We start from the raw sequence: 17,690 nt of genomic DNA on the forward strand, positions 1-17,690 counted from the left end.
ATGAGCACGCCAACCCCGCAGGCCTTGTACCGGCGCGCCAAGGAATATGTGCAGGGCAAGCTCAGCTGCGGCGAATGGAAACCGGGCGATCTGATTCCTTCGGAGAATCGCCTGGTGCAGGAGCTGGGCATGTCGCGCATGACGGTCAATCGCGCGTTGCGGGAACTGACCGAAGAAGGCCATTTGCTGCGAATCTCCGGGGTCGGCACCTTCGTCGCCGAAAGCAAGCCGCAGTCGAACCTGTTGCGCATCACGAATATTGCCGACGAGATCCTCGCCAGGGGCCATCGCTACAGTTGTGAGGTCGTGCACCTGGCCCGGGAAGCGGCGTCGATGTCGATTGCCGCCGCGCTCTCGCTGACCACCGGCAGCTCGGTGTTCCATCTGCTTTGTGTGCATTGTGAAGAAGGTGTGCCGGTGCAACTGGAGGATCGCTACGTCAACCCGGAACTGGTGCCGGATTTTCTCAAGCAGGAATTCGGCGAACGGCTGCAGCCAGCCCGCTATCTGTTGCAGACCATCCGCCCGGACGAAATGGAGCACATCGTCGAAGCCAGTCATCCAAGCGCCGACGAGAGCCGCTACATGCAGATCGACAGCCTGGAACCTTGTCTGGTCCTGATGCGGCGCACCTGGAGCAACGGCAAGATCGTGACCTTCGTGCGTCTGACCCATCCTTCATCGCGCTATCGCCTGGGCAGCCGTTTGCCGGTCAACAGTGCGCATCGCGACAGCTGAGTTCACAACGGACAGCCGGTCACGAAAATGATCGAACGACCTCATCCCATCGGCCTCGAATTCTTGCAAGCTTATGAATGAGAGGACACCACGATGACCGATCAAAGCCAGAAACCCGTCGACCGCAACGACCCCGCCATCGACCCTGAAAACCCCGATAACGAATTGGGTCAGGGCGAGCAATACCAGGGCACAACCGGCCAGTCCCAAGGCAAGCCGGTGGGCCAACCCGATACGCAACTGGAGCAAACCCAGGAATCGGGCGGCAGCACCTTTACCCCGGATTACGAACCGGAAGAAAAACCCGCCGACCAGCGCAATCATCAGCCAACCCAAGGGCATGATGGAGATATCAATACGGATGGCGGCTAGTCATCACCCTGTTGGAGCGAGGCTTGCCCGCGAAAGAACTTAACGCGGTGCGTCAGGTTCAACGAGGCGCCTTATTCGCGGGCAAGCCTCGCTCTAACGAATCACATCTCAAGTGAATTAATACAAAACATTGCACAGCCATGCGGTAAACCGGCAGGATCGCTCTGGTGTCTGCGTTGCAGGCCTCGTCCCTGCCAGAAAAACCTTCCGGAGCGTTGTAGGTAATGGCTCGACTCACACCCGAATTATCTGTCCCGGTCAGCCATAAACTGACACCCCTCGAATTTCGCGGGATGGTTGCCATCCTGATTTCGATAGCCCTGGCAACCCTCGATACCGCCATCGCCAATACCGCCCTGCCCGCCATCGCGGCGGACCTGAATGCCTCGCCCGCCGCTTCGGTATGGATCATCAATGCCTACCAACTGGCGGCCGTAGCAACCTTGCTGCCGCTCGCCGCATTGGGCGGTGTGATCGGCCATCGCAAGGTGTACCTCGGCGGTCTGATTCTGTTCGTGGTGTCGTCGGCACTATGCACCTTTGCCTGGTCACTGCCCACGTTGACCATCGCCCGGGTTTTGCAAGGTTTGGGCGCCAGCGCGATCATGAGCGTCAACGCCGCATTGATCAGCTCGATTTTTTCCCGTGAACGCCTGGGCCGGGGCCTGGGCATGAACGCCTTGGTGGTCGGCACCTCGTTCGCAGCCGGGCCGACCATTGCTTCGCTGGTGCTGTCCGTGGCGAACTGGCCGTGGTTGTTCGCGATCAACCTGCCCATTGGCATCTTCGCTCTGGTGTTCGCCTGGAACTCATTGCCGATATCAAAGCCCGGTACGCTGACCTTCGATCCAGTGACCGCGCTGCTCAACGTGCTGACCTTCGGTGCGTTGATTTTCGCCCTCAGCCAGGCCGCGCAACTGGGTTCGTGGAACAGCGTGTTGATCGCCTCAGGGGGATTTCTGGTTGGCTTCGTGCTGATGCTGCGCCGTGAAGCTGGCCATCCGGCGCCAATGTTTCCTCTGGATTTGCTCAAGCGGCCGATGTTTGCCTTGTCGGCCCTGACGGCCTTCTGTTCATTCGCCACCCAAGGCCTGGCCTTTGTCTCGCTGCCGTTTTTCTTCGAAACAGTGCTGGGCCGCGACCCGGTGCAAACCGGCTTTCTCATGACACCCTGGTCGGTGGTCGTGGCCATGATCGCGCCGTTTGCCGGACGTCTGTCGGATCGTTACGCGCCCGGCCTGTTGGGCGGCATCGGGCTGGCGATTCTGTGTGCAGGGATGATTTCCCTGGCGTTCATGTCGGCCAATGCTTCGGCCTGGCAAATTTGCTTCAGCATGATTGTCTGCGGCCTGGGTTTTGGCTTCTTTCAGGCGCCCAACCAGAAGGCACTGATGACCAGCGCGCCCAGGGAACGGGCCAGCGGTGCCAGTGGCACCATTGCCACCGCACGCCTGATTGGTCAGGCAACGGGGGCGGCGCTGGTCGCTTTCAGTTTCGGAATCTCCGGCGAGCACGGGCCGGTTCTGGCGCTGAGCATCGGTGCCGGTTTTGCGGCAGTGGGCAGCATCGCCAGCGGCCTGCGCCTGGTGACCAAAAACCTGCCCGGCTCGCCATCCGGCCAATAGCTGCGGGCCGGATTAACCGGAAAATTCCGCAGAGGATTGATCCGGGTCAGAAAAAAATGTCTGCGTTCCACGCCATCTTGGCTATGATGGCACATCGCCCTTCGTTGGCTGACTTCTCGAACGCCCCTGAGAAAACTCATGCACCAAACCCTACAAGCAGAGCACCAACGCCTGGCCGCCGTGCGCGCGGTGCAGTGGCTGGAGACGGCCAACAACGAGAACTTCGACCGCATCTGCCGCCTTGCGGCCGCTTATTTCGATGTGCCGACGGTTCTGGTTTCCCTGGTCGAGGCCGACCGACAGTGGTTCGCCGCGCGTGTGGGGTTTGTCCAGAGCGAAACCCCGATCATCCAGTCCTTCTGCGCCCACACCGCCAGGCAGCAGGGCGTGATGCAGGTTATCGATGCTTGCGAAGACACACGCTTTGCCGACAACGATCTGGTGACTGCTCAGGACGGCATTCGCTTTTATGCCGGCGCGCCGTTGCTGACCCGCGATGGCCATGCCCTCGGCAGCCTGTGCATCATCGACAAGTCGCCTCATCAGCTGAGCCATATCGAGATTCGCGTGCTGGAAGATCTCGCCGAGATGGTTATCTCGCAGATTGAACAGCGGCAAATGATCCTCACGCGCAACCCGTTCTCGGGATTACCGAACCTGCGCCAGTTTCTGACAGACCATCAGGAACCTTGGCTCAATCCAGTATTCCCGGGCCGTTTGCTGGCTTTGGTCGAAATCGTCGACAGTCAGTATGAAACCGAACTGGCGCCGCTCAACGACATGACGTCCCTGCAGACGCGCGCCCAAGACATCGCGGGTCGCCTGGAGCAAGTGCTGCTCAGCAGCGTGAGCGTCTACCACGTCAGTGAACGCCACTGCTGCCTGCTGCTGCCCACCAACCACACCGATAAAACCGAGCTGATTCAGACCTTGAGCACGCTGATCTGCGAGCCGTGCGCCGAAGATTCGATTTCGACCCTGCCCGCCACACGCCTGGGCATCGCTTCTTGCGAAGACGGTAGCCAGTCCATGGGCGAGCTGCTGCGCAAAGCCCGACACGCTGTGGAAGCGGCCAGTCGCGACGGCATTGACTGGGCGGTGTGGGACGAAAACGAGAACTGCGCCAGCCGACGCGCGCTGGCCCTGAGCCAGGACGTGGTCGCAGCGCTCGCCAATGGCGATATCTATCTAATGTTTCAACCGCGCTTTCGTCTGGACGACGGCCGCCAGGTAAGCGCCGAAGCACTGTTGCGCTGGAATCACAGCACGTTGGGGCCGGTCTCGCCTGCCGAGTTCATCCCGTTGATCGAGCGCTCGGGTCAGATCAGCACGGTGACCCGCTGGGTCATTGATCACGCGCTGGCCGCTGCGGCTGAGTGGGAGGACAAGGAATCGAAGGTTTCCCTGAACCTGTCCGCGCTGGACTTCCAGTCCATGGACATCGCCACGGCGCTGCGCGACAGCTGCGAGCGCCACCGGATCGCCCCGCATCGGGTTGAAGTGGAAATCACTGAAGGCGAGTGGATCAGGGCGAGCACAACCGTGCTCGGCCAGTTGTCAGACATTCGTGCCCTGGGCGTTGATGTGGCCATTGATGACTTTGGCACCGGCTACAGCAACTTCGCCTACCTGCACGAAATCCCGGCCAATGTGATCAAGCTGGACAAGTCGATCATCACCGACCTGGAAAACAAACCACGCAATCGCATCATTGCCCAGTCCATCTTCAAACTCGCCCACGAACTGGGTTATCGCACCGTCGCCGAAGGCATCGAGACGTTCCAGTGCATGGATCTGGTCAGAAGCTTCGGCTGCCATGAAGCCCAGGGATTCTTCTTCTGCCGCCCGCTTTCCGGCGAGCAGATCAAGGGCCTGACGGTTGGCAGCCATCTCAAGTTGCGCGCTTGAGCTGTCGGTTATTTCTCGTCGTCGTAAGGCGGGTATTGATCGTCATCCACACGCTTATCCGAGCCAACGTCCTGACCGTCATCAGGCGCTTTGGCCGGTCCGATGGGATCGATTTGCGGGTCGGCAACATCGGGTGAGTCGGGATCGAAGCCGGGGTCGTTTCTGGGATCATGCTGATTTGTCGACAAGTTGGTCATCGGAGACACCTCACGTCAGGAGCCCAGAGATGCCTGGGCCATGATTATCCGAAGCCCGCTGGCCAATAGAGTGCGGCGCGCCTGACCAATGGTCGCCCAGCTTCACGCCCCTGGAACAATCAGTTTCAGGACTTGATGGCCGTCACGGTCATTTCCACCAGCCAACCCGGCGGGACCAGGCGGATGACCTGCGCACGGGTTCGGGTGGGCACGTTCGGCTGAGCCACTGTGCCGAAATATTGGTTGTAGATGGCCGAGAAACCCTCGAAGTCGGCAACGCCGTCCGCAGCCGGGTCCGCTACCAGAAGCGCCTGCATGCTGACAATATCGCCCAACCCATAGCCGTGGCGAGTCAGCGTTGCTTCGATTTGCCGGATGACGCTCAGCGTCTGCGCCGCCGTATCGCCATAAGCCTGCACAGAACCGGCTGGCGCAGCGTCGTCAACAACCTGCGGCCCGACGCCACTTAACACCAGCTGACGCGCGTTCACTGGCACTTCAATGGCTTCAGCGAACTCCCGCGCCCATGGCTCGCTGACGCTGGCGGGGTGCAGGTGACGAATGAGGGGATTGCTGGATGGGGTTGTCATGTGCAGCGGACTCCTGTCGAACGAACATGGACGGGGCACAGCCCCATGGCTGCGCCCACCGGTTTTTTTGCGAACTAGCGACCTTCCAGCAGCAGCGCAGCCTGATCGAGCAGCCCGAGCGGATCTTCGGCCTTATGAATATCCACCGAGAGCAACTGACGAAAGCGTCGCGCGCCGGGAAAGCCCTGGCCCAGGCCCAGCACATGGCGGGTGATGTGATGCATTGAGCCGCCGCTGGCAATATGCGCCGCGATGTAGGGACGCAAGGCTGCCAGGGCTTCAGCCCGGCTGATCACCGGCGTGTTGCTGCCGAATAGCTGCTGGTCGACCTGCGCCAGCACATAAGGGTTGTGATACGCCTCGCGGCCGAGCATCACGCCGTCGAAAATCTGCAAGTGTTCCTGACATTGCTCAAGGGTCTTGATGCCACCGTTGAGGATGATTTCCAGGTCAGGGAAATCCGCTTTCAGTTGCGCCACAACGTCGTAGCGCAACGGCGGGATGTCCCGGTTTTCCTTGGGCGACAGTCCTTCCAGAATCGCGATGCGCGCATGCACGGTAAAACTGGTGCAACCTGCATCCTGCACGGTGCCGACGAAATCGCACAGCTGTGCGTAACTGTCCCGGCCATTGATGCCGATACGATGCTTGACCGTGACGGGAATTGCGACCCGATCCTGCATGGCCTTGACGCAATCGGCCACCAGTTGCGGATGCGCCATCAGGCAGGCGCCGATCATATTGTTCTGCACCCGGTCACTGGGGCAACCGACGTTCAGATTGACCTCGTCATAACCCGCGTCCTGCGCCAGATGCGCGCACGCCGCCAGATCGGCCGGAACGCTGCCGCCCAGTTGCAACGCCAATGGATGCTCGGCTTCATCGTGCCGCAGGAAACGTTCGTGGTCGCCATTGAGCAGCGCGCCGGTGGTGACCATTTCGGTGTACAGCAAGGCATTTTTCGACAGCAGGCGCAGGAAAAACCGGCAATGGCGGTCAGTCCAGTCCATCATGGGGGCAACGGAAAACCGACGGGAAAGCGTAGAGGCGGGGTTCATCTGCGTGGCGGTTGTCTGTGACATTAGCTCTACGTGTCTCGAAGTCTGTGTGGCGAAGGGCTGCAAGTCTACCAAGAGAACCCCGCATCAGGGAAAAACGCCGAACGCCAGCGGTCCAGCTTTCGCAAATCTACGGGAACAAGCAGCCTGACTGAGGCTCAAAACCAGCACAATCGAGTCGTTGCCCTCTCGCGGATTCACACAGCTCGCTTGAGAGGCCGGCAATGCTCGGGTAATGTCATCCAACCGCACAGGACAGAGCACTCTCATGACTTCCAAGCTGGATCAACTCAAAGAATTCACCACCGTTGTCGCCGACACCGGCGATTTCGCAGCGATTGAAAAGCTCAAGCCGGTCGATGCCACGACCAACCCTTCTCTGCTGCTCAAAGCCGCCTCCAGCGAAAGCAATGGCGACCGCCTGAAAGAAGCGTTCAGCGGCAGCAATGGCGATATCAATCTGGCCTGTGACCGTTTCTCCGTCGCTATCGGCCAGGAAATCCTCAAGGTTGTGCCCGGGCGCGTGTCCACCGAAGTCGACGCGCGACTGTCGTTCGACACCAACGCCTGCATCGAGCGCGCCGAGCGTCTGGTCAGCCTGTACGACAAGGCTGGCATCGGCAAGGATCGCATCCTGATCAAGCTGGCGTCGACCTGGGAAGGCATCCGTGCCGCCGAAGTACTGGAAAAGAAAGGCATCCAGTGCAACCTGACGCTGCTGTTCTCCTTCGCCCAGGCCCAGGCCTGCGCCGATGCCGGCGTGTTCCTGATTTCGCCGTTCGTGGGCCGCATCTACGATTGGTACAAGAAGGCCGAAGGCAAGGATTTTGTCGGCGCCGAAGATCCGGGCGTGCAGTCGGTGACGCGCATCTACAACTACTACAAGTCCAACGACTACAAAACCGTGGTCATGGGCGCCAGCTTCCGCAACATCAGCCAGATCGAACAGCTGGCCGGTTGTGATCGCTTGACCATCAGCACCGACCTCTTGCAGAAGCTGGCCGATGACACCGGTACGCTGCAACGCAAGCTGGCGCCGGGCAATGCCGGTGAGCCGCGTCAAATCCTGACCGAAAGCCAGTTCCGCTGGGCTTCCAACGAAGATGCGATGGCCACCGAAAAACTGGCCGAAGGTATTCGTCAGTTTGCCCGCGACCAGGAAAAGCTTGAGGCGTTGCTCTCAGCCAAGGCCCCTTGCGGGTGTCGCCCTTTTTATTGCCTGCGATTCGGCGCTGAGCCTTCGTTATTGAAGCCTAGTGCCGCTCAAGGGCGTTGACCAGATCATGAAAGGCTTCACGGTTGGAGTCGTTCAGACCCATGAGGATCTTGTGCGCTTCCAGCACCTTGGCCTTGACCACTTCCTCGCACTGATCCTGGGACGGCAGATCCGTCAGGCACTCAGGACGCGGAATCGGCCGGTCAACGATGTTGAACACCTGATCGAAACCCATCGACTGCAAAAGTCGGGTGATGTCTTCGTGGGTGGTCACAACCGTCGGCAACAGCCCGACTTTTTGCCGCGACAAAATGGATAGCTTGGCCAGCAGGCCAAGGGTTGTACTGTCGATGCTGCGGGTTTCGGTCAGATCGATGACGACAGCCGAAAAATTCAGCGCAGTGAAGATCCGCTCAATCGTCGCATCCAAAGCCGAACAAAGGGTCAGACGCACTTCCCCCACGAACTTCAGGACGAAGGTGCCGTCCTGCTCGGCGAACTGGATTCTACCGGTACTCATTCAAGGTTCCTGCTCAGCACTAACAAGGCGATATCATCCGGCATCTCCCCTAGCGTGGCCAATCCAAAAATCTGCCGCAGACCATCCAGGCTGCCGCCCGCCGTTTTTACCAACTCTGGTAGCACGGCCTCTTTCTCTTTCAGTGTATCACCGGGCAAAAGGTCCAGAATGCCATCTGACAGCAGCGTCAAGCTGAACGACTCCGGCAAATCAACTTCATGGTCCTGGTAAGTCGCCTCGTTGAACAAGCCGACCGGCAAACCGCGACCGCCCAGATAACGCGCCTCACCCGGCGTGTACAGCACCGGCAACGGCAAATGGCCGCCAACCGCGTAGGTCAACTTGCCGGTGTCTTCATCGATGACACCGCCGACCATGGTCACGTGTTTGCCCAGCTTACAGCTGATCAGGCCTCGGTTGATATGGCCCAGCACATCCGATGGCTTGAATTCAGGCAATGTGCCACCGCGCTTGGATTCGAACAACAGCCGCGTGGTCATGAATTTCAGCAGCACCGTAATGAACGCCGAAGAGGCGCCATGCCCGGAGACATCTGCCAGATAGAACGCAACCCGGCGCTCGTCGACGCGGAAGTAATCCACGAAATCCCCGGACAGGTACAACGACGGGATGATTTCGTGGGCAAACTTGAATTCATCGATCGCCCACGGGCTGATCGGCAACATGTTCATCTGCACCTGGCGACCGGCATCCTGGTCTTCCTGCAACAGATGAAGACTGGCTTCGAGTTCGCGATTGGCGGTTTCGAGTTTTTGCCGATAAACCTGGTTTTCCTGCAACAGCCGAGAGCGATCCAGCGCACGACGGACCGAGTGTTCGAGCACCGCAAGGTCTTCAAGAGGCTTGATCAGGTAATCAGCAGCCCCCAGACGCAGCGCTTCGACCGCGTCGTTCATGACACCGGCGCCCGAGACGACGATGACCGGCGTTTCAGGAGCGAGGCTGGTGACCTGACGGATCAGTTCGAGTCCACCCATCTGGGGCATGCGCAAGTCGCAGATCACCAGATCAGGTTTTTCCTTCTCGAACAGCTCGATACCCTGCAAGCCATTACTCGCTTGCAGGACGCTGAAGCCGCTGTCTTCCAAATAGGCGGCGAGGCTCGCTCGCACCACTTCGTCGTCATCGATTATCAGCAGCGTGGCACTGGTTTTTTGCATGTGGGCAAACGGCGCCAGATTAGGTTGGCGTAAACGACTCGTGGTACGGGTCAGCTTACTGGATTCGCTTCTAGCCTCTCTGAACCGCGCGCCGTGCTTTTCGCCCTGCGCCTGCCATTTCAGAGGTGCCCTTCAAGGCGCAGACGGTACTCCCATCCGCCGGGCGTTTCAAGCGTGCTCCGGCGCTCGCTTTGCGACTTTACATCGCAAATCGCCCGGAGTTATAAGAACAGGCAAATAAGCAACTAAAGTGAAGGACAAGCCATGAGCAGAAATGATCGAGACTACGACGAAAAGCGCGATTACATCCGCATGCGTGTGGATGCCGACATCAGTTTGGTGTACGCCGGCCAGATCATTCCCGCCGTATGCATTGATTTGTCCAGCTCCGGCATGCAGGTGCAAGCGCCGCGCACCTTCAAGATTGGCGACAAGCTGAGCGTGCGAATCGATTCGGAGCACGCCGCACTCAAAGGTCTTGAAGCGGAAACAGAAGTGGTCTGGCTGACCGACCTGGAAGATGGCGGACAGAAACTGGGACTGGCCATCGTGTCCATGCGCTGATTCGCAGCGGAACGGGTTCACATTCCACAAAGAATAAAGGCGACCCTGAGGTCGCCTTTATTCATTCAAGCCGGGGCGATCAGAAATCGTCCTTGACCTGACCATCCTTGACCTTGAACTCGCGATTCTGCAGATACGCGTTGCGGATGAAGGTGTATTTGTCACCCGTGATCAGGCGCTCGGCCGACAGCAGGCTGGCACGGGTATCGACGATGTTCACGCCGCGTGCGGTGTTACGGGTCGGTACGTGATCAATGTAGTGATACGCCGAGGTGTAGGTGTCCGGGTAAAGGGCGACCGTGTCACGCACGGTGCTCGGGCCGAGCAATGGCAGCATTACAAACGGGCCACTTCCTACACCCCAGTAACCCAACGTCTGACCGAAGTCTTCGTCGTTACGTTGCAGGCCCATTTTGGTCCCCACGTCGATGAAGCCCAGCACGCCAAAGGTGGTGTTGAAAATAAGGCGAGCCGTATCCACGCCCGCGTCGGCAGGTTTGGCCTGCAGAACATTGTTGGCCAGGTTGCGCACATCACCAATGTTGTTAAAGAAGTTATGCACGCCGTCTTCGACAAACTGCGGCGTAACGTATTGATAACCCTGAGCGATTGGCTTCAAGGCGTAGGTATCGATCGTATCGTTGAAACGGAAGATGGCGCGGTTGACGCCCTCCCATGGATCTTCCTCGGCAGCCTGGGCGGCCATTGGAACCAGCGCTACACCGGCGCAAAAACACAGCTGAGTGAGACGATCAAAAAAGCCTGCACCGGTTACGGGCATAGCTGACACTCCTAGTCAAAGTAAGCAAGCGGGTGCTACGCCCCCACGTCAAGGCGGGCAGTATAAAGCCATATCAGCAAAATAAGGCAGCATCACTGACGCAAGCCTGTCAGAGCGGCAAAACATTTTAAACGCCATCATCAGACGTTCATCTCGCTGTCACAAAAGGCCAGTAGCGTTTCTCGGTATTTCAGAGAGATCATCATGCTCGCGCCGGTCACTGTTCCCCTGCCCGCCTTTACCGCCGTTTTGTTCGGCCTGAGTGGCTGTCTGGTGGATTTTGGCGCGCAAGCGTCGAAAAAGCTCATCACCGGCGACCAAAGCCAGGCTACCGCAGGCGCGCTGCAGGTATTGCAAAGCCTGAGCAGACAAGGCATTCCTTGCGCGTGGCTGGACGAATTACCGGAAACAGTCAGCGAATCGCTGGCCCGTTCACTGACTTCATTGATCGTCGCGGCGCCAAGAGCATCGACGCCATGGCCTGCGCCAAACGCGTGCTGGCAGGCTCTCATGGCATTGGGGGTCAACCAACTCGATGGCAGCGTGTTGGTCAGTGGCGAGCCGAAGCTGTTGCAGGCCGGCCTCAACGCCGGACTATGGACGGTTGGCCTCGCGTCCTGCGGCTCGCTGTGCGGGGTGTCTCAGGCACAATGGCAGGCACTGAGCAATGCCGAGCGCGAATACCGTCGCAGTCAGGCCACTTTGCAACTCTATGCAACGGGTGTGCATTCGGTGATCGATGATCTGGGGGAGTTTGAGTCCTGCCTGGCTGACATTGCCTTGCGCCGCAGCAAGGGCGAAAAACCCTGAGCCGTGTCTCTGCGTTGATCAACATCATGCAGGCAGCGCCGTAGTGGATTAGTCTTACACCCATAGCGGACCTTTCGCCCGGCGACGAGGTCCATGGGACAGACTTATCAATGAAGGAGCACGTCATGCCTGCCCGCGAACTGCAAGAACAACTCAATACCCTGCGCGAGCAACTGGAGCAGAACCCGCCGCTGTCCGAGAGCGAGCGCGACGACCTGCATCAACTGATGCAACAGATCGAATCGCAAATCGAACTGGAAACCGCTACTCAGGATTCTAATCTTGCCGACGACGTCAACCTGGCGGTCGAGCGCTTCGAACTTGACCACCCAGGCATCGCCGGCACCCTGCGCAACATCATCGTGACGCTGGGCAATATCGGGATTTGATCTGACTGACTCCCGTGGGAGCGAGCTTGCTCGCGAAGACAATTATTCAAACGCTGACAATCCCATTGAATGTATTGACGCCTTCGCGAGCAAGCTCGCTCCCACAGACTGTTGCGATCTACTGCCGCGCCAGTCGGCGGTTCTCGAAACTGATTGTTTCAGTACTGCGATACGGGTTGATATCCAGCCCGCCCCGGCGCACGTAACGCGCATACACCGTCAGTTTCTCCGGCTTGAGCAAGCGCTGCAGATCCAGAAAGATGCGTTCGACACATTGCTCGTGAAAATCCGAATGCTGCCTGAAGCTCACGATGTACGCCAACAAGCTCGCGTGATCCAGCGCCGCGCCCCGGTACTCCACCGCAACGCTGCCCCAATCTGGCTGGCTGGTCACCGGACAATTGGATTTGAGCAAGTGACTGTGTACCGCCTCCTCCACCACGCGGGAATCATCGCAACGCAGCAATTCAGGCTGCGGGCGGTCGTAGCTGTGAATCGTCACGTCCAGATCATCAATGCACACGCCCGGCAACGCCGCGACACCTTCAGCCTCGATATCGGTCAGGCTGCGAATGCGCACGCCCACCGGTTTGCCGGCTGCGGCGGACAAATCCTGCTCAAGCGTAGCCACCAGCGCGGCGCGATCGGCGAACGGCGTCTGGTTCAGCGAGTTCAGGTACAGCTTGAAGGACTTGGATTCGATGATATTCGGCGAATCCGCCGGAATACTGAATTCGGCAATCGCCACCACCGGCTTGCCGGAAGGCAGCAACCAGGACAATTCGAAGCAATTCCAGAAGTCGACACCCTGATACGGCAAGGTCTGCGCCGTCAGCCCCAACTCGGCCCATTTGGCAGCGCGAGGGATGGGAAACAGCAGCGACGGCGTGTAGGTGGCGATGTATTCACTGGACTTGCCCAGCGGCGAGTGTTCGGCTGCGGGATGCATGACGGTACCTGGATCACATGAAGCGGACGGGATAGACCGGGCAGTTTATAGACTTTATGCCCGGTTTTCAGCGCCTACTCGGTAATCGTCAGCTTGCCGACCATGCCGGCCTGATAGTGGCCGGGGATATTGCAGGCAAATTCCAGGTGGCTGGCTTTGGCGAAGGTCCAGGTCAGCTCGGCGGTTTTACCGGGTTCGACGAACACGCTGTTGGGATCATCATGCTGCATGGCCATCTTGCCATTGCCCATCTCGTGCGCCATGTCCTTATGACTCATGCCAGTTGGCGTGAGCATGCCGCTTTCCTGCATCTTGAGCATTTCCTGCTGATGCCGTGCGTGCATGGCCGCATCGCCGAGGTTGAACTCGTGGAGCAACCGGCCTTTGTTGACCAGCACGAAGCGCACCGTTTCACCGGCCTTGACCTGCACGGATTTGGGCTCGAAATACATATCGCCCAAGGTCAGTTCAACCGTACGAGTCGCCTGAGCAGCAGGCGCGGCATGGCCGAAGTCAAAGGACGGCGCGGGCGATGCGAGCACCGGCTGACTGGCCGCCAGCATTGCAATGACCAGCGTGAGGCGTGCGAGGGAACGCATGGGTGTCTCCAAATGAGCGACAATCGATCGTCACACATTACAAGCCGGGCACTGGCGGCGAGCTGACGGCAAGATTACAACTTTGTCAGGTTGGCACCCGCACACGCCAGCCGCGCTATAAAGCAGCCTTCGTTGAAGCGTACTGAGTCACTCATGAAATTACTGATCGTCGAAGATCAACCAAAAACCGGCCATTACCTGCGCCAGGGCTTGAGCGAAGCCGGTTTCAGCACCGAACTGGTGGCTGACGGCACCACTGGCCAACACCTGGCGCTGACCGGCGACTACGCGCTGTTGATTCTCGACGTGATGCTGCCCGGCCGCAGCGGCTGGCAGATCCTGCAAGCCGTGCGCAGCGCGGGCCTGGAAACACCCGTGCTGTTCCTCACCGCCCGGGATGCCGTGGAAGATCGGGTCAAAGGCCTGGAACTGGGCGCCGACGACTATCTGATCAAGCCTTTCGCCTTCTCCGAACTGCTCGCCCGGGTACGGACTCTGTTACGCCGTGGCAGCAGCGCCACCCAGGAAACCCACTTGCAGCTCGCGGACCTGCGCCTGGACTTGCTGCGTCGGCGGGTTGAACGCAGCGCCAAACGCATCGACCTGACCGCCAAGGAGTTCGCCCTGCTCGAATTGCTCATGCGTCGCCAGGGCGAAGTGCTGCCCAAATCGCTGATTGCTTCCCAGGTCTGGGACATGAATTTCGACAGCGACACCAATGTGATCGAAGTCGCGATACGCCGCCTGCGTCTGAAAATCGATGACGATTTCCCCAATAAACTCATTCATACCGTGCGTGGCATGGGCTATGTGCTTGAAGAGCGCCCATCGTGATTCGGCGAATCTCCCTGGCCAGCCGCCTGGCGTTGCTGTTTGCGGCCTGCACTGCCGTGGTTTCCCTGACCGCTGGCGTGCTGTTCAATCACGCCAGCGAAACGCATTTCATGGAACTGGACCAGCAACTGCTGGACAGCAAGCTGCCGCAGTTGCGCAATGTGTTGAACGGAGTATCGACCCGTGAAGGATTCATCACCCGGGAAGCGCAATTGCGCGCTGAACTGAGCCGTCAGCCGGACCTCGCCTTGCGGGTCAGCGGCGTTGACGGGGCGATCTGGTTCGACAATTCAAACCTGAAGGTCGAGCAACCTGGTCACTCGGGACTGCACACGCTGAGTGATTCCGAGGCAGCCTTTCGTATCTACGGCGTGCCGTTGCAGGAGCAGTCAACCGATTCGCCACAGCTGACATTGATGCTCGACATCACCCATCACCAACACTTCCTGCAACGCATGCAGCGTTTGATCTGGCTGACCATTGGCCTGTCGGCGCTGGCCACTGCGCTGCTCGGCGCGTGGGCGGCGCGCAGTGGTTTACGCCCGCTGCGCCAGATGAGCCAGATCGCCGCCAGCGTTTCGGCCAGCTCGCTCACCACCCGCCTGCCCCAGGAGCAAATGCCCAGCGAGCTGGCGGAACTGGCCCTCGCCTTCAACGCCATGCTCGGTCGGCTGGAGGATGCCTTTCAGCGACTCTCGGCATTTTCCGCCGACATCGCCCATGAATTGCGCACGCCGTTATCCAACTTGCTGACCCACACCCAAGTGATCCTGACCCGCGAACGCCCGCTGGAGGATTATCGCGAGGCGTTGCTGGGCAATCTGGAAGAAGTGCAAGGCATGGCGCAGATGGTCAATGACATGCTGTACCTGGCCAAGGCCGAACATGGCTTGCTGATTCCAGTGCGCGAACGCCTGGAGCTGCATGCGGAAGCCAATGCGGTGCTGGAATTTTTCGCTCCCCTGGCCGAAGACGCACACGTCAGCATGAGCTGCCAGGGACAAGCCGCCTTCGCCGGCGACCGCACGATGCTGCGGCGGGTGTTTTCCAATCTGCTGGACAACGCCCTGCGCTTCACCCCGGCAGGCGGCTATATAAAGGTCAGCCTCGACAATGGGCAACGGGGAGTTGCGATCAGCATCGAAAATAACGGCCCGACGATTGACCCGCAGAGTGTGTCGCGCCTGTTCGACCGCTTCTATCGCGCCGACCCGGCCCGCCGGGAAAGCCATGAACATGCGGGACTGGGTCTGGCGATCACCCGTTCAATCGTCCAGGCCCATGGCGGCACGATTCGCTGTGAGTCAGCCAAAGGCGTGACGCGGTTTTTGATTGCGCTGCCGTTGTAAAAGCAGTTACTCATACCGCAACGCATGCGCCGGCTGGATCTGCGCCGCGCGCCAGGCTGGGTACACCGTGGCAAGGAAACTCAGGATGAAGCCGGCGCTGCAGATCAGCAGCACGTCGCCGGCTTGCAGTTCCGAAGGCAGGCTGTTGATGAAGTACACATCGGAACTGAAGATGTGCTGGCCGCTGACCCGCTCCAGCCAGCCCACCAGCGTGCTGACGTTGATGGCGGCGATCACGCCGAGTACGCCGCCGATCAAGGTGCCGACGATACCGATTACCGTGCCCTGCACCACGAAGATCGCCATGATCTGCCGTGGCGTGGCGCCGATGGTACGCAGGATCGCGATGTCCGCGCCCTTGTCGTTCACCACCATGATCAGCGTTGCAATAATGTTGAACGCGGCCACGGCGACGATCATCAGCAACAGCAGACCGATCATGGTCTTTTCCATTTTCATGGCACTGAACAGGCTGCCTTGGGTGTGCGTCCAGTCATCGGCACGATAATCAGCGCCCAGTCCGGTGGCGATCTGATTGGACACTTGCGGCGCAGCGTACAAATCCTTAACCGCCAGACGCACGCCTTGCACCTGATTGGGCTGCCAGCGCTGCATCTGCGCAGCATCCGCCACGTTGATCAACGCCATGGATCCATCAAGTTCGGCGCCAACCTTGAACACCCCGACCACGGTCAGGCGTTGCAGGCGTGGGGTAATACCGCCCGGCGCGCTGCTGATTTCAGGTACGATCAGGGTCAATTTGTCGCCGACATTGAGACGAAAGCGCCGCGCGGTCAGTTCGCCAAGGACCACACCGAATTCACCGGCTTTCAGGTCTTCAAGCTTGCCTTGCACGATATGCTGGGCAACGATCGAGACTTCATGCTCCAGCGCAGGATCAACGCCGCTGATCTGGATCGGTTGCATCGAGCCTTTATAGGACAGCATGCCTTCCATTTCGGTAAACGGCACGGCGGCGGTCACTTCCGGGTTCTTCAAGGCGGCGGCAGCGACCGGCTTCCAGTCGTCCAGCGGCGTGACGCCGGCGATGACCGCGTGGGGCACCATGCCGAGAATCCGCGAGCTCATTTCGCGCTGGAAGCCGTTCATCACCGACAGCACGACGATCATCGCCAACACGCCCAGCGCGAGGCCGATCATCGACGTCATGGAAATGAACGAGACAAATCGGTTGCGGCGCTTGGCGCGGGTGTAGCGCGCACCTATGAAAATCGATAACGGTCGGAACATTGGAATAACACCGTAGCAAAAAATGCCGCAGAAAAAGTGACCCGACGCGCTCAGCTGCGCCGGGTTGCGCGATCAGGCGGCGACCAGGTGGCCGTCTTCCAGACGCAACACGCGATCCATCTGCCGCGCTAGGCTCATATCATGGGTCACCACCAGAAACGCAGTGCGCGACGAGGTGCTCAGCTCCAGCATAAGATCCTGAATGCCTTGTGCGGTGTGATGATCAAGGTTACCGGTCGGCTCATCGAGCATCACCAGACCTGGCTGATTGACCAGCGCACGAGCAATCGCCACACGCTGACGCTCACCGCCGGACAACTCCGAAGGCTTGTGCTGCAAGCGATGCCCCAGGCCGACACGCTCCAGCAACGCCGTGGCGCGTTGGCGAGCCTCCGGGATAGCGGTCTTGCCGATCAGCAGCGGCATGCAGACGTTTTCCAGCGCGGTGAACTCGGGCAGCAAGTGGTGGAACTGATAGACGAAACCCAGCGAGCGGTTGCGCAGCAGGCCACGGGCTTTTTCGCCCAGTGCCGAGAGCTCTTCACCGGCCAGCCAGACGCTGCCGGTAGACGGCGTATCCAGCCCGCCCAGCATATTAAGCAACGTGCTTTTGCCGGAACCGGAACTGCCGACGATGGCGACGCGCTCACCCGGAAACAACTCAAGCTGCAGGTTGGCCAGAACCACCACCGATTCCGGGCCTTCCTCGTAGGATTTGCCCAGGTTGCGGCAACTCAAAACTGCTTTATCACTCATGCC

20 protein-coding genes are annotated in these 17,690 nt (G+C 59.5%); 10 read left to right on the forward strand and 10 right to left on the reverse strand.

Annotated elements, in window-relative coordinates:
• The 4 genes from hutC (at nucleotide 1) to CFII64_RS27210 (ending at nucleotide 4,643) form a co-directional block, all read left to right on the forward strand.
• Nucleotides 1-738, forward strand: a complete 738-nt coding sequence (gene hutC, locus CFII64_RS27195; RefSeq protein WP_020294093.1) for a histidine utilization repressor — start codon at nucleotides 1-3, stop codon at nucleotides 736-738.
• A 93-nt stretch (nucleotides 739-831) separates the two neighbouring features.
• A complete protein-coding gene (locus tag CFII64_RS27200; RefSeq protein ID WP_020294094.1) occupies nucleotides 832-1,110 on the forward strand; it encodes a hypothetical protein in 279 nt (92 codons plus the stop codon).
• A 293-nt stretch (nucleotides 1,111-1,403) separates the two neighbouring features.
• Complete coding sequence (locus CFII64_RS27205) at nucleotides 1,404-2,735, forward strand: MFS transporter (protein WP_020294095.1); 1,332 nt, start codon at nucleotides 1,404-1,406, stop codon at nucleotides 2,733-2,735.
• A 138-nt stretch (nucleotides 2,736-2,873) separates the two neighbouring features.
• Nucleotides 2,874-4,643, forward strand: a complete 1,770-nt coding sequence (locus tag CFII64_RS27210) for an EAL domain-containing protein (protein WP_020294096.1) — start codon at nucleotides 2,874-2,876, stop codon at nucleotides 4,641-4,643.
• Nucleotides 4,644-4,651: 8 nt separating this feature from the next.
• Here the strand turns inward: CFII64_RS27210 and CFII64_RS27215 are convergent, their stop codons facing one another.
• The 3 genes from CFII64_RS27215 to dusA all read right to left on the reverse strand — a co-directional run bounded on the left by CFII64_RS27215 (nucleotide 4,652) and on the right by dusA (nucleotide 6,512).
• Nucleotides 4,652-4,840, reverse strand: coding sequence for a DUF6021 family protein (locus CFII64_RS27215; RefSeq protein WP_020294097.1), 189 nt, complete (start codon nucleotides 4,838-4,840; stop codon nucleotides 4,652-4,654).
• Nucleotides 4,841-4,965: 125 nt separating this feature from the next.
• Nucleotides 4,966-5,430 carry a RidA family protein gene (locus CFII64_RS27220; RefSeq protein WP_020294098.1) on the reverse strand — a complete coding sequence of 155 codons (465 nt, stop codon included), beginning with the start codon at nucleotides 5,428-5,430 and terminating at the stop codon, nucleotides 4,966-4,968.
• Between the two features lie 74 nt (nucleotides 5,431-5,504).
• Entirely contained in the window at nucleotides 5,505-6,512 is a 1,008-nt protein-coding gene (gene dusA / locus CFII64_RS27225) for a tRNA dihydrouridine(20/20a) synthase DusA (protein WP_044901744.1), read from the reverse strand.
• Nucleotides 6,513-6,756: 244 nt separating this feature from the next.
• Here dusA and tal point away from each other — a divergent pair, with 244 nt between their 5' ends.
• A complete protein-coding gene (gene tal, locus CFII64_RS27230) occupies nucleotides 6,757-7,764 on the forward strand; it encodes a transaldolase (RefSeq protein ID WP_020294100.1) in 1,008 nt (335 codons plus the stop codon).
• Here the strand turns inward: tal and rssC are convergent.
• A complete protein-coding gene (gene rssC / locus CFII64_RS27235) occupies nucleotides 7,742-8,224 on the reverse strand; it encodes an anti-sigma factor antagonist RssC (RefSeq protein ID WP_020294101.1) in 483 nt (160 codons plus the stop codon). The genes tal and rssC overlap by 23 nt on opposite strands.
• The gene (rssB, locus tag CFII64_RS27240; protein WP_020294102.1) at nucleotides 8,221-9,405 is read right to left on the reverse strand and encodes a two-component system response regulator RssB; all 1,185 of its coding nucleotides are present in this window, start codon (nucleotides 9,403-9,405) and stop codon (nucleotides 8,221-8,223) included. The genes rssC and rssB overlap by 4 nt, the downstream gene beginning before the upstream one ends.
• A gap of 264 nt (nucleotides 9,406-9,669) precedes the next feature.
• Between rssB and CFII64_RS27245 the strand changes: the two genes are divergently transcribed.
• Nucleotides 9,670-9,969, forward strand: a complete 300-nt coding sequence (locus CFII64_RS27245; protein WP_020294103.1) for a PilZ domain-containing protein — start codon at nucleotides 9,670-9,672, stop codon at nucleotides 9,967-9,969.
• 79 nt (nucleotides 9,970-10,048) lie between these two features.
• Here the strand turns inward: CFII64_RS27245 and CFII64_RS27250 are convergent, their stop codons facing one another.
• Nucleotides 10,049-10,750 (reverse strand): VacJ family lipoprotein, encoded by a 702-nt coding sequence (locus CFII64_RS27250; protein WP_020294104.1) that lies wholly within the window; start codon nucleotides 10,748-10,750, stop codon nucleotides 10,049-10,051.
• Between the two features lie 204 nt (nucleotides 10,751-10,954).
• Between CFII64_RS27250 and CFII64_RS27255 the strand changes: the two genes are divergently transcribed.
• Both CFII64_RS27255 and CFII64_RS27260 read left to right on the forward strand, forming a co-directional pair.
• Nucleotides 10,955-11,560 (forward strand): hypothetical protein, encoded by a 606-nt coding sequence (locus tag CFII64_RS27255; RefSeq protein ID WP_020294105.1) that lies wholly within the window; start codon nucleotides 10,955-10,957, stop codon nucleotides 11,558-11,560.
• Nucleotides 11,561-11,685: 125 nt separating this feature from the next.
• Nucleotides 11,686-11,949, forward strand: a complete 264-nt coding sequence (locus CFII64_RS27260; RefSeq protein WP_020294106.1) for a DUF4404 family protein — start codon at nucleotides 11,686-11,688, stop codon at nucleotides 11,947-11,949.
• Between the two features lie 118 nt (nucleotides 11,950-12,067).
• Here CFII64_RS27260 and queF read toward each other — a convergent pair whose 3' ends face one another.
• Nucleotides 12,068-12,898, reverse strand: coding sequence for an NADPH-dependent 7-cyano-7-deazaguanine reductase QueF (gene queF / locus CFII64_RS27265; protein WP_020294107.1), 831 nt, complete (start codon nucleotides 12,896-12,898; stop codon nucleotides 12,068-12,070).
• Between the two features lie 74 nt (nucleotides 12,899-12,972).
• Nucleotides 12,973-13,497 (reverse strand): plastocyanin/azurin family copper-binding protein, encoded by a 525-nt coding sequence (locus CFII64_RS27270; protein WP_020294108.1) that lies wholly within the window; start codon nucleotides 13,495-13,497, stop codon nucleotides 12,973-12,975.
• A 153-nt stretch (nucleotides 13,498-13,650) separates the two neighbouring features.
• Here CFII64_RS27270 and CFII64_RS27275 point away from each other — a divergent pair, with 153 nt between their 5' ends.
• Nucleotides 13,651-14,331: a heavy metal response regulator transcription factor gene (locus CFII64_RS27275; protein ID WP_020294109.1), complete on the forward strand. Its 681-nt coding sequence runs from the start codon at nucleotides 13,651-13,653 to the stop codon at nucleotides 14,329-14,331.
• Nucleotides 14,328-15,680, forward strand: coding sequence for a heavy metal sensor histidine kinase (locus CFII64_RS27280; protein WP_020294110.1), 1,353 nt, complete (start codon nucleotides 14,328-14,330; stop codon nucleotides 15,678-15,680). The genes CFII64_RS27275 and CFII64_RS27280 overlap by 4 nt, the downstream gene beginning before the upstream one ends.
• A gap of 6 nt (nucleotides 15,681-15,686) precedes the next feature.
• Here the strand turns inward: CFII64_RS27280 and CFII64_RS27285 are convergent, their stop codons facing one another.
• Together CFII64_RS27285 and lolD are read right to left on the reverse strand one after the other, a co-directional pair.
• The gene (locus CFII64_RS27285; protein WP_020294111.1) at nucleotides 15,687-16,931 is read right to left on the reverse strand and encodes a lipoprotein-releasing ABC transporter permease subunit; all 1,245 of its coding nucleotides are present in this window, start codon (nucleotides 16,929-16,931) and stop codon (nucleotides 15,687-15,689) included.
• A 72-nt stretch (nucleotides 16,932-17,003) separates the two neighbouring features.
• Nucleotides 17,004-17,687 carry a lipoprotein-releasing ABC transporter ATP-binding protein LolD gene (gene lolD, locus CFII64_RS27290; protein ID WP_177325458.1) on the reverse strand — a complete coding sequence of 228 codons (684 nt, stop codon included), beginning with the start codon at nucleotides 17,685-17,687 and terminating at the stop codon, nucleotides 17,004-17,006.
• Between the last annotated feature and the right edge of the window lie 3 nt (nucleotides 17,688-17,690).

This window comes from Pseudomonas sp. CFII64 (assembly GCF_000416235.1).
In the GTDB taxonomy this organism is placed as follows: Bacteria; Pseudomonadota; Gammaproteobacteria; order Pseudomonadales; family Pseudomonadaceae; genus Aquipseudomonas.

Excerpts from the sequence above, each read along its gene's own strand:
- CFII64_RS27275 (WP_020294109.1), top strand. The coding sequence starts at position 13,651 with ATGAAATTACTGATCGTCGAAGATCAACCAAAAACCGGCCATTACCTG.
- rssB (WP_020294102.1), bottom strand. The coding sequence starts at position 9,405 with ATGCAAAAAACCAGTGCCACGCTGCTGATAATCGATGACGACGAAGTG.
- lolD (WP_177325458.1), bottom strand. The coding sequence starts at position 17,687 with ATGAGTGATAAAGCAGTTTTGAGTTGCCGCAACCTGGGCAAATCCTAC.
- CFII64_RS27285 (WP_020294111.1), bottom strand. The coding sequence starts at position 16,931 with ATGTTCCGACCGTTATCGATTTTCATAGGTGCGCGCTACACCCGCGCC.
- CFII64_RS27250 (WP_020294104.1), bottom strand. The coding sequence starts at position 10,750 with ATGCCCGTAACCGGTGCAGGCTTTTTTGATCGTCTCACTCAGCTGTGT.
- dusA (WP_044901744.1), bottom strand. The coding sequence starts at position 6,512 with ATGTCACAGACAACCGCCACGCAGATGAACCCCGCCTCTACGCTTTCC.
- CFII64_RS27200 (WP_020294094.1), top strand. The coding sequence starts at position 832 with ATGACCGATCAAAGCCAGAAACCCGTCGACCGCAACGACCCCGCCATC.
- CFII64_RS27260 (WP_020294106.1), top strand. The coding sequence starts at position 11,686 with ATGCCTGCCCGCGAACTGCAAGAACAACTCAATACCCTGCGCGAGCAA.
- CFII64_RS27210 (WP_020294096.1), top strand. The coding sequence starts at position 2,874 with ATGCACCAAACCCTACAAGCAGAGCACCAACGCCTGGCCGCCGTGCGC.
- CFII64_RS27205 (WP_020294095.1), top strand. The coding sequence starts at position 1,404 with ATGGTTGCCATCCTGATTTCGATAGCCCTGGCAACCCTCGATACCGCC.
- CFII64_RS27220 (WP_020294098.1), bottom strand. The coding sequence starts at position 5,430 with ATGACAACCCCATCCAGCAATCCCCTCATTCGTCACCTGCACCCCGCC.
- CFII64_RS27245 (WP_020294103.1), top strand. The coding sequence starts at position 9,670 with ATGAGCAGAAATGATCGAGACTACGACGAAAAGCGCGATTACATCCGC.
- CFII64_RS27215 (WP_020294097.1), bottom strand. The coding sequence starts at position 4,840 with ATGACCAACTTGTCGACAAATCAGCATGATCCCAGAAACGACCCCGGC.
- CFII64_RS27255 (WP_020294105.1), top strand. The coding sequence starts at position 10,955 with ATGCTCGCGCCGGTCACTGTTCCCCTGCCCGCCTTTACCGCCGTTTTG.
- hutC (WP_020294093.1), top strand. The coding sequence starts at position 1 with ATGAGCACGCCAACCCCGCAGGCCTTGTACCGGCGCGCCAAGGAATAT.
- CFII64_RS27270 (WP_020294108.1), bottom strand. The coding sequence starts at position 13,497 with ATGCGTTCCCTCGCACGCCTCACGCTGGTCATTGCAATGCTGGCGGCC.
- tal (WP_020294100.1), top strand. The coding sequence starts at position 6,757 with ATGACTTCCAAGCTGGATCAACTCAAAGAATTCACCACCGTTGTCGCC.
- rssC (WP_020294101.1), bottom strand. The coding sequence starts at position 8,224 with ATGAGTACCGGTAGAATCCAGTTCGCCGAGCAGGACGGCACCTTCGTC.
- queF (WP_020294107.1), bottom strand. The coding sequence starts at position 12,898 with ATGCATCCCGCAGCCGAACACTCGCCGCTGGGCAAGTCCAGTGAATAC.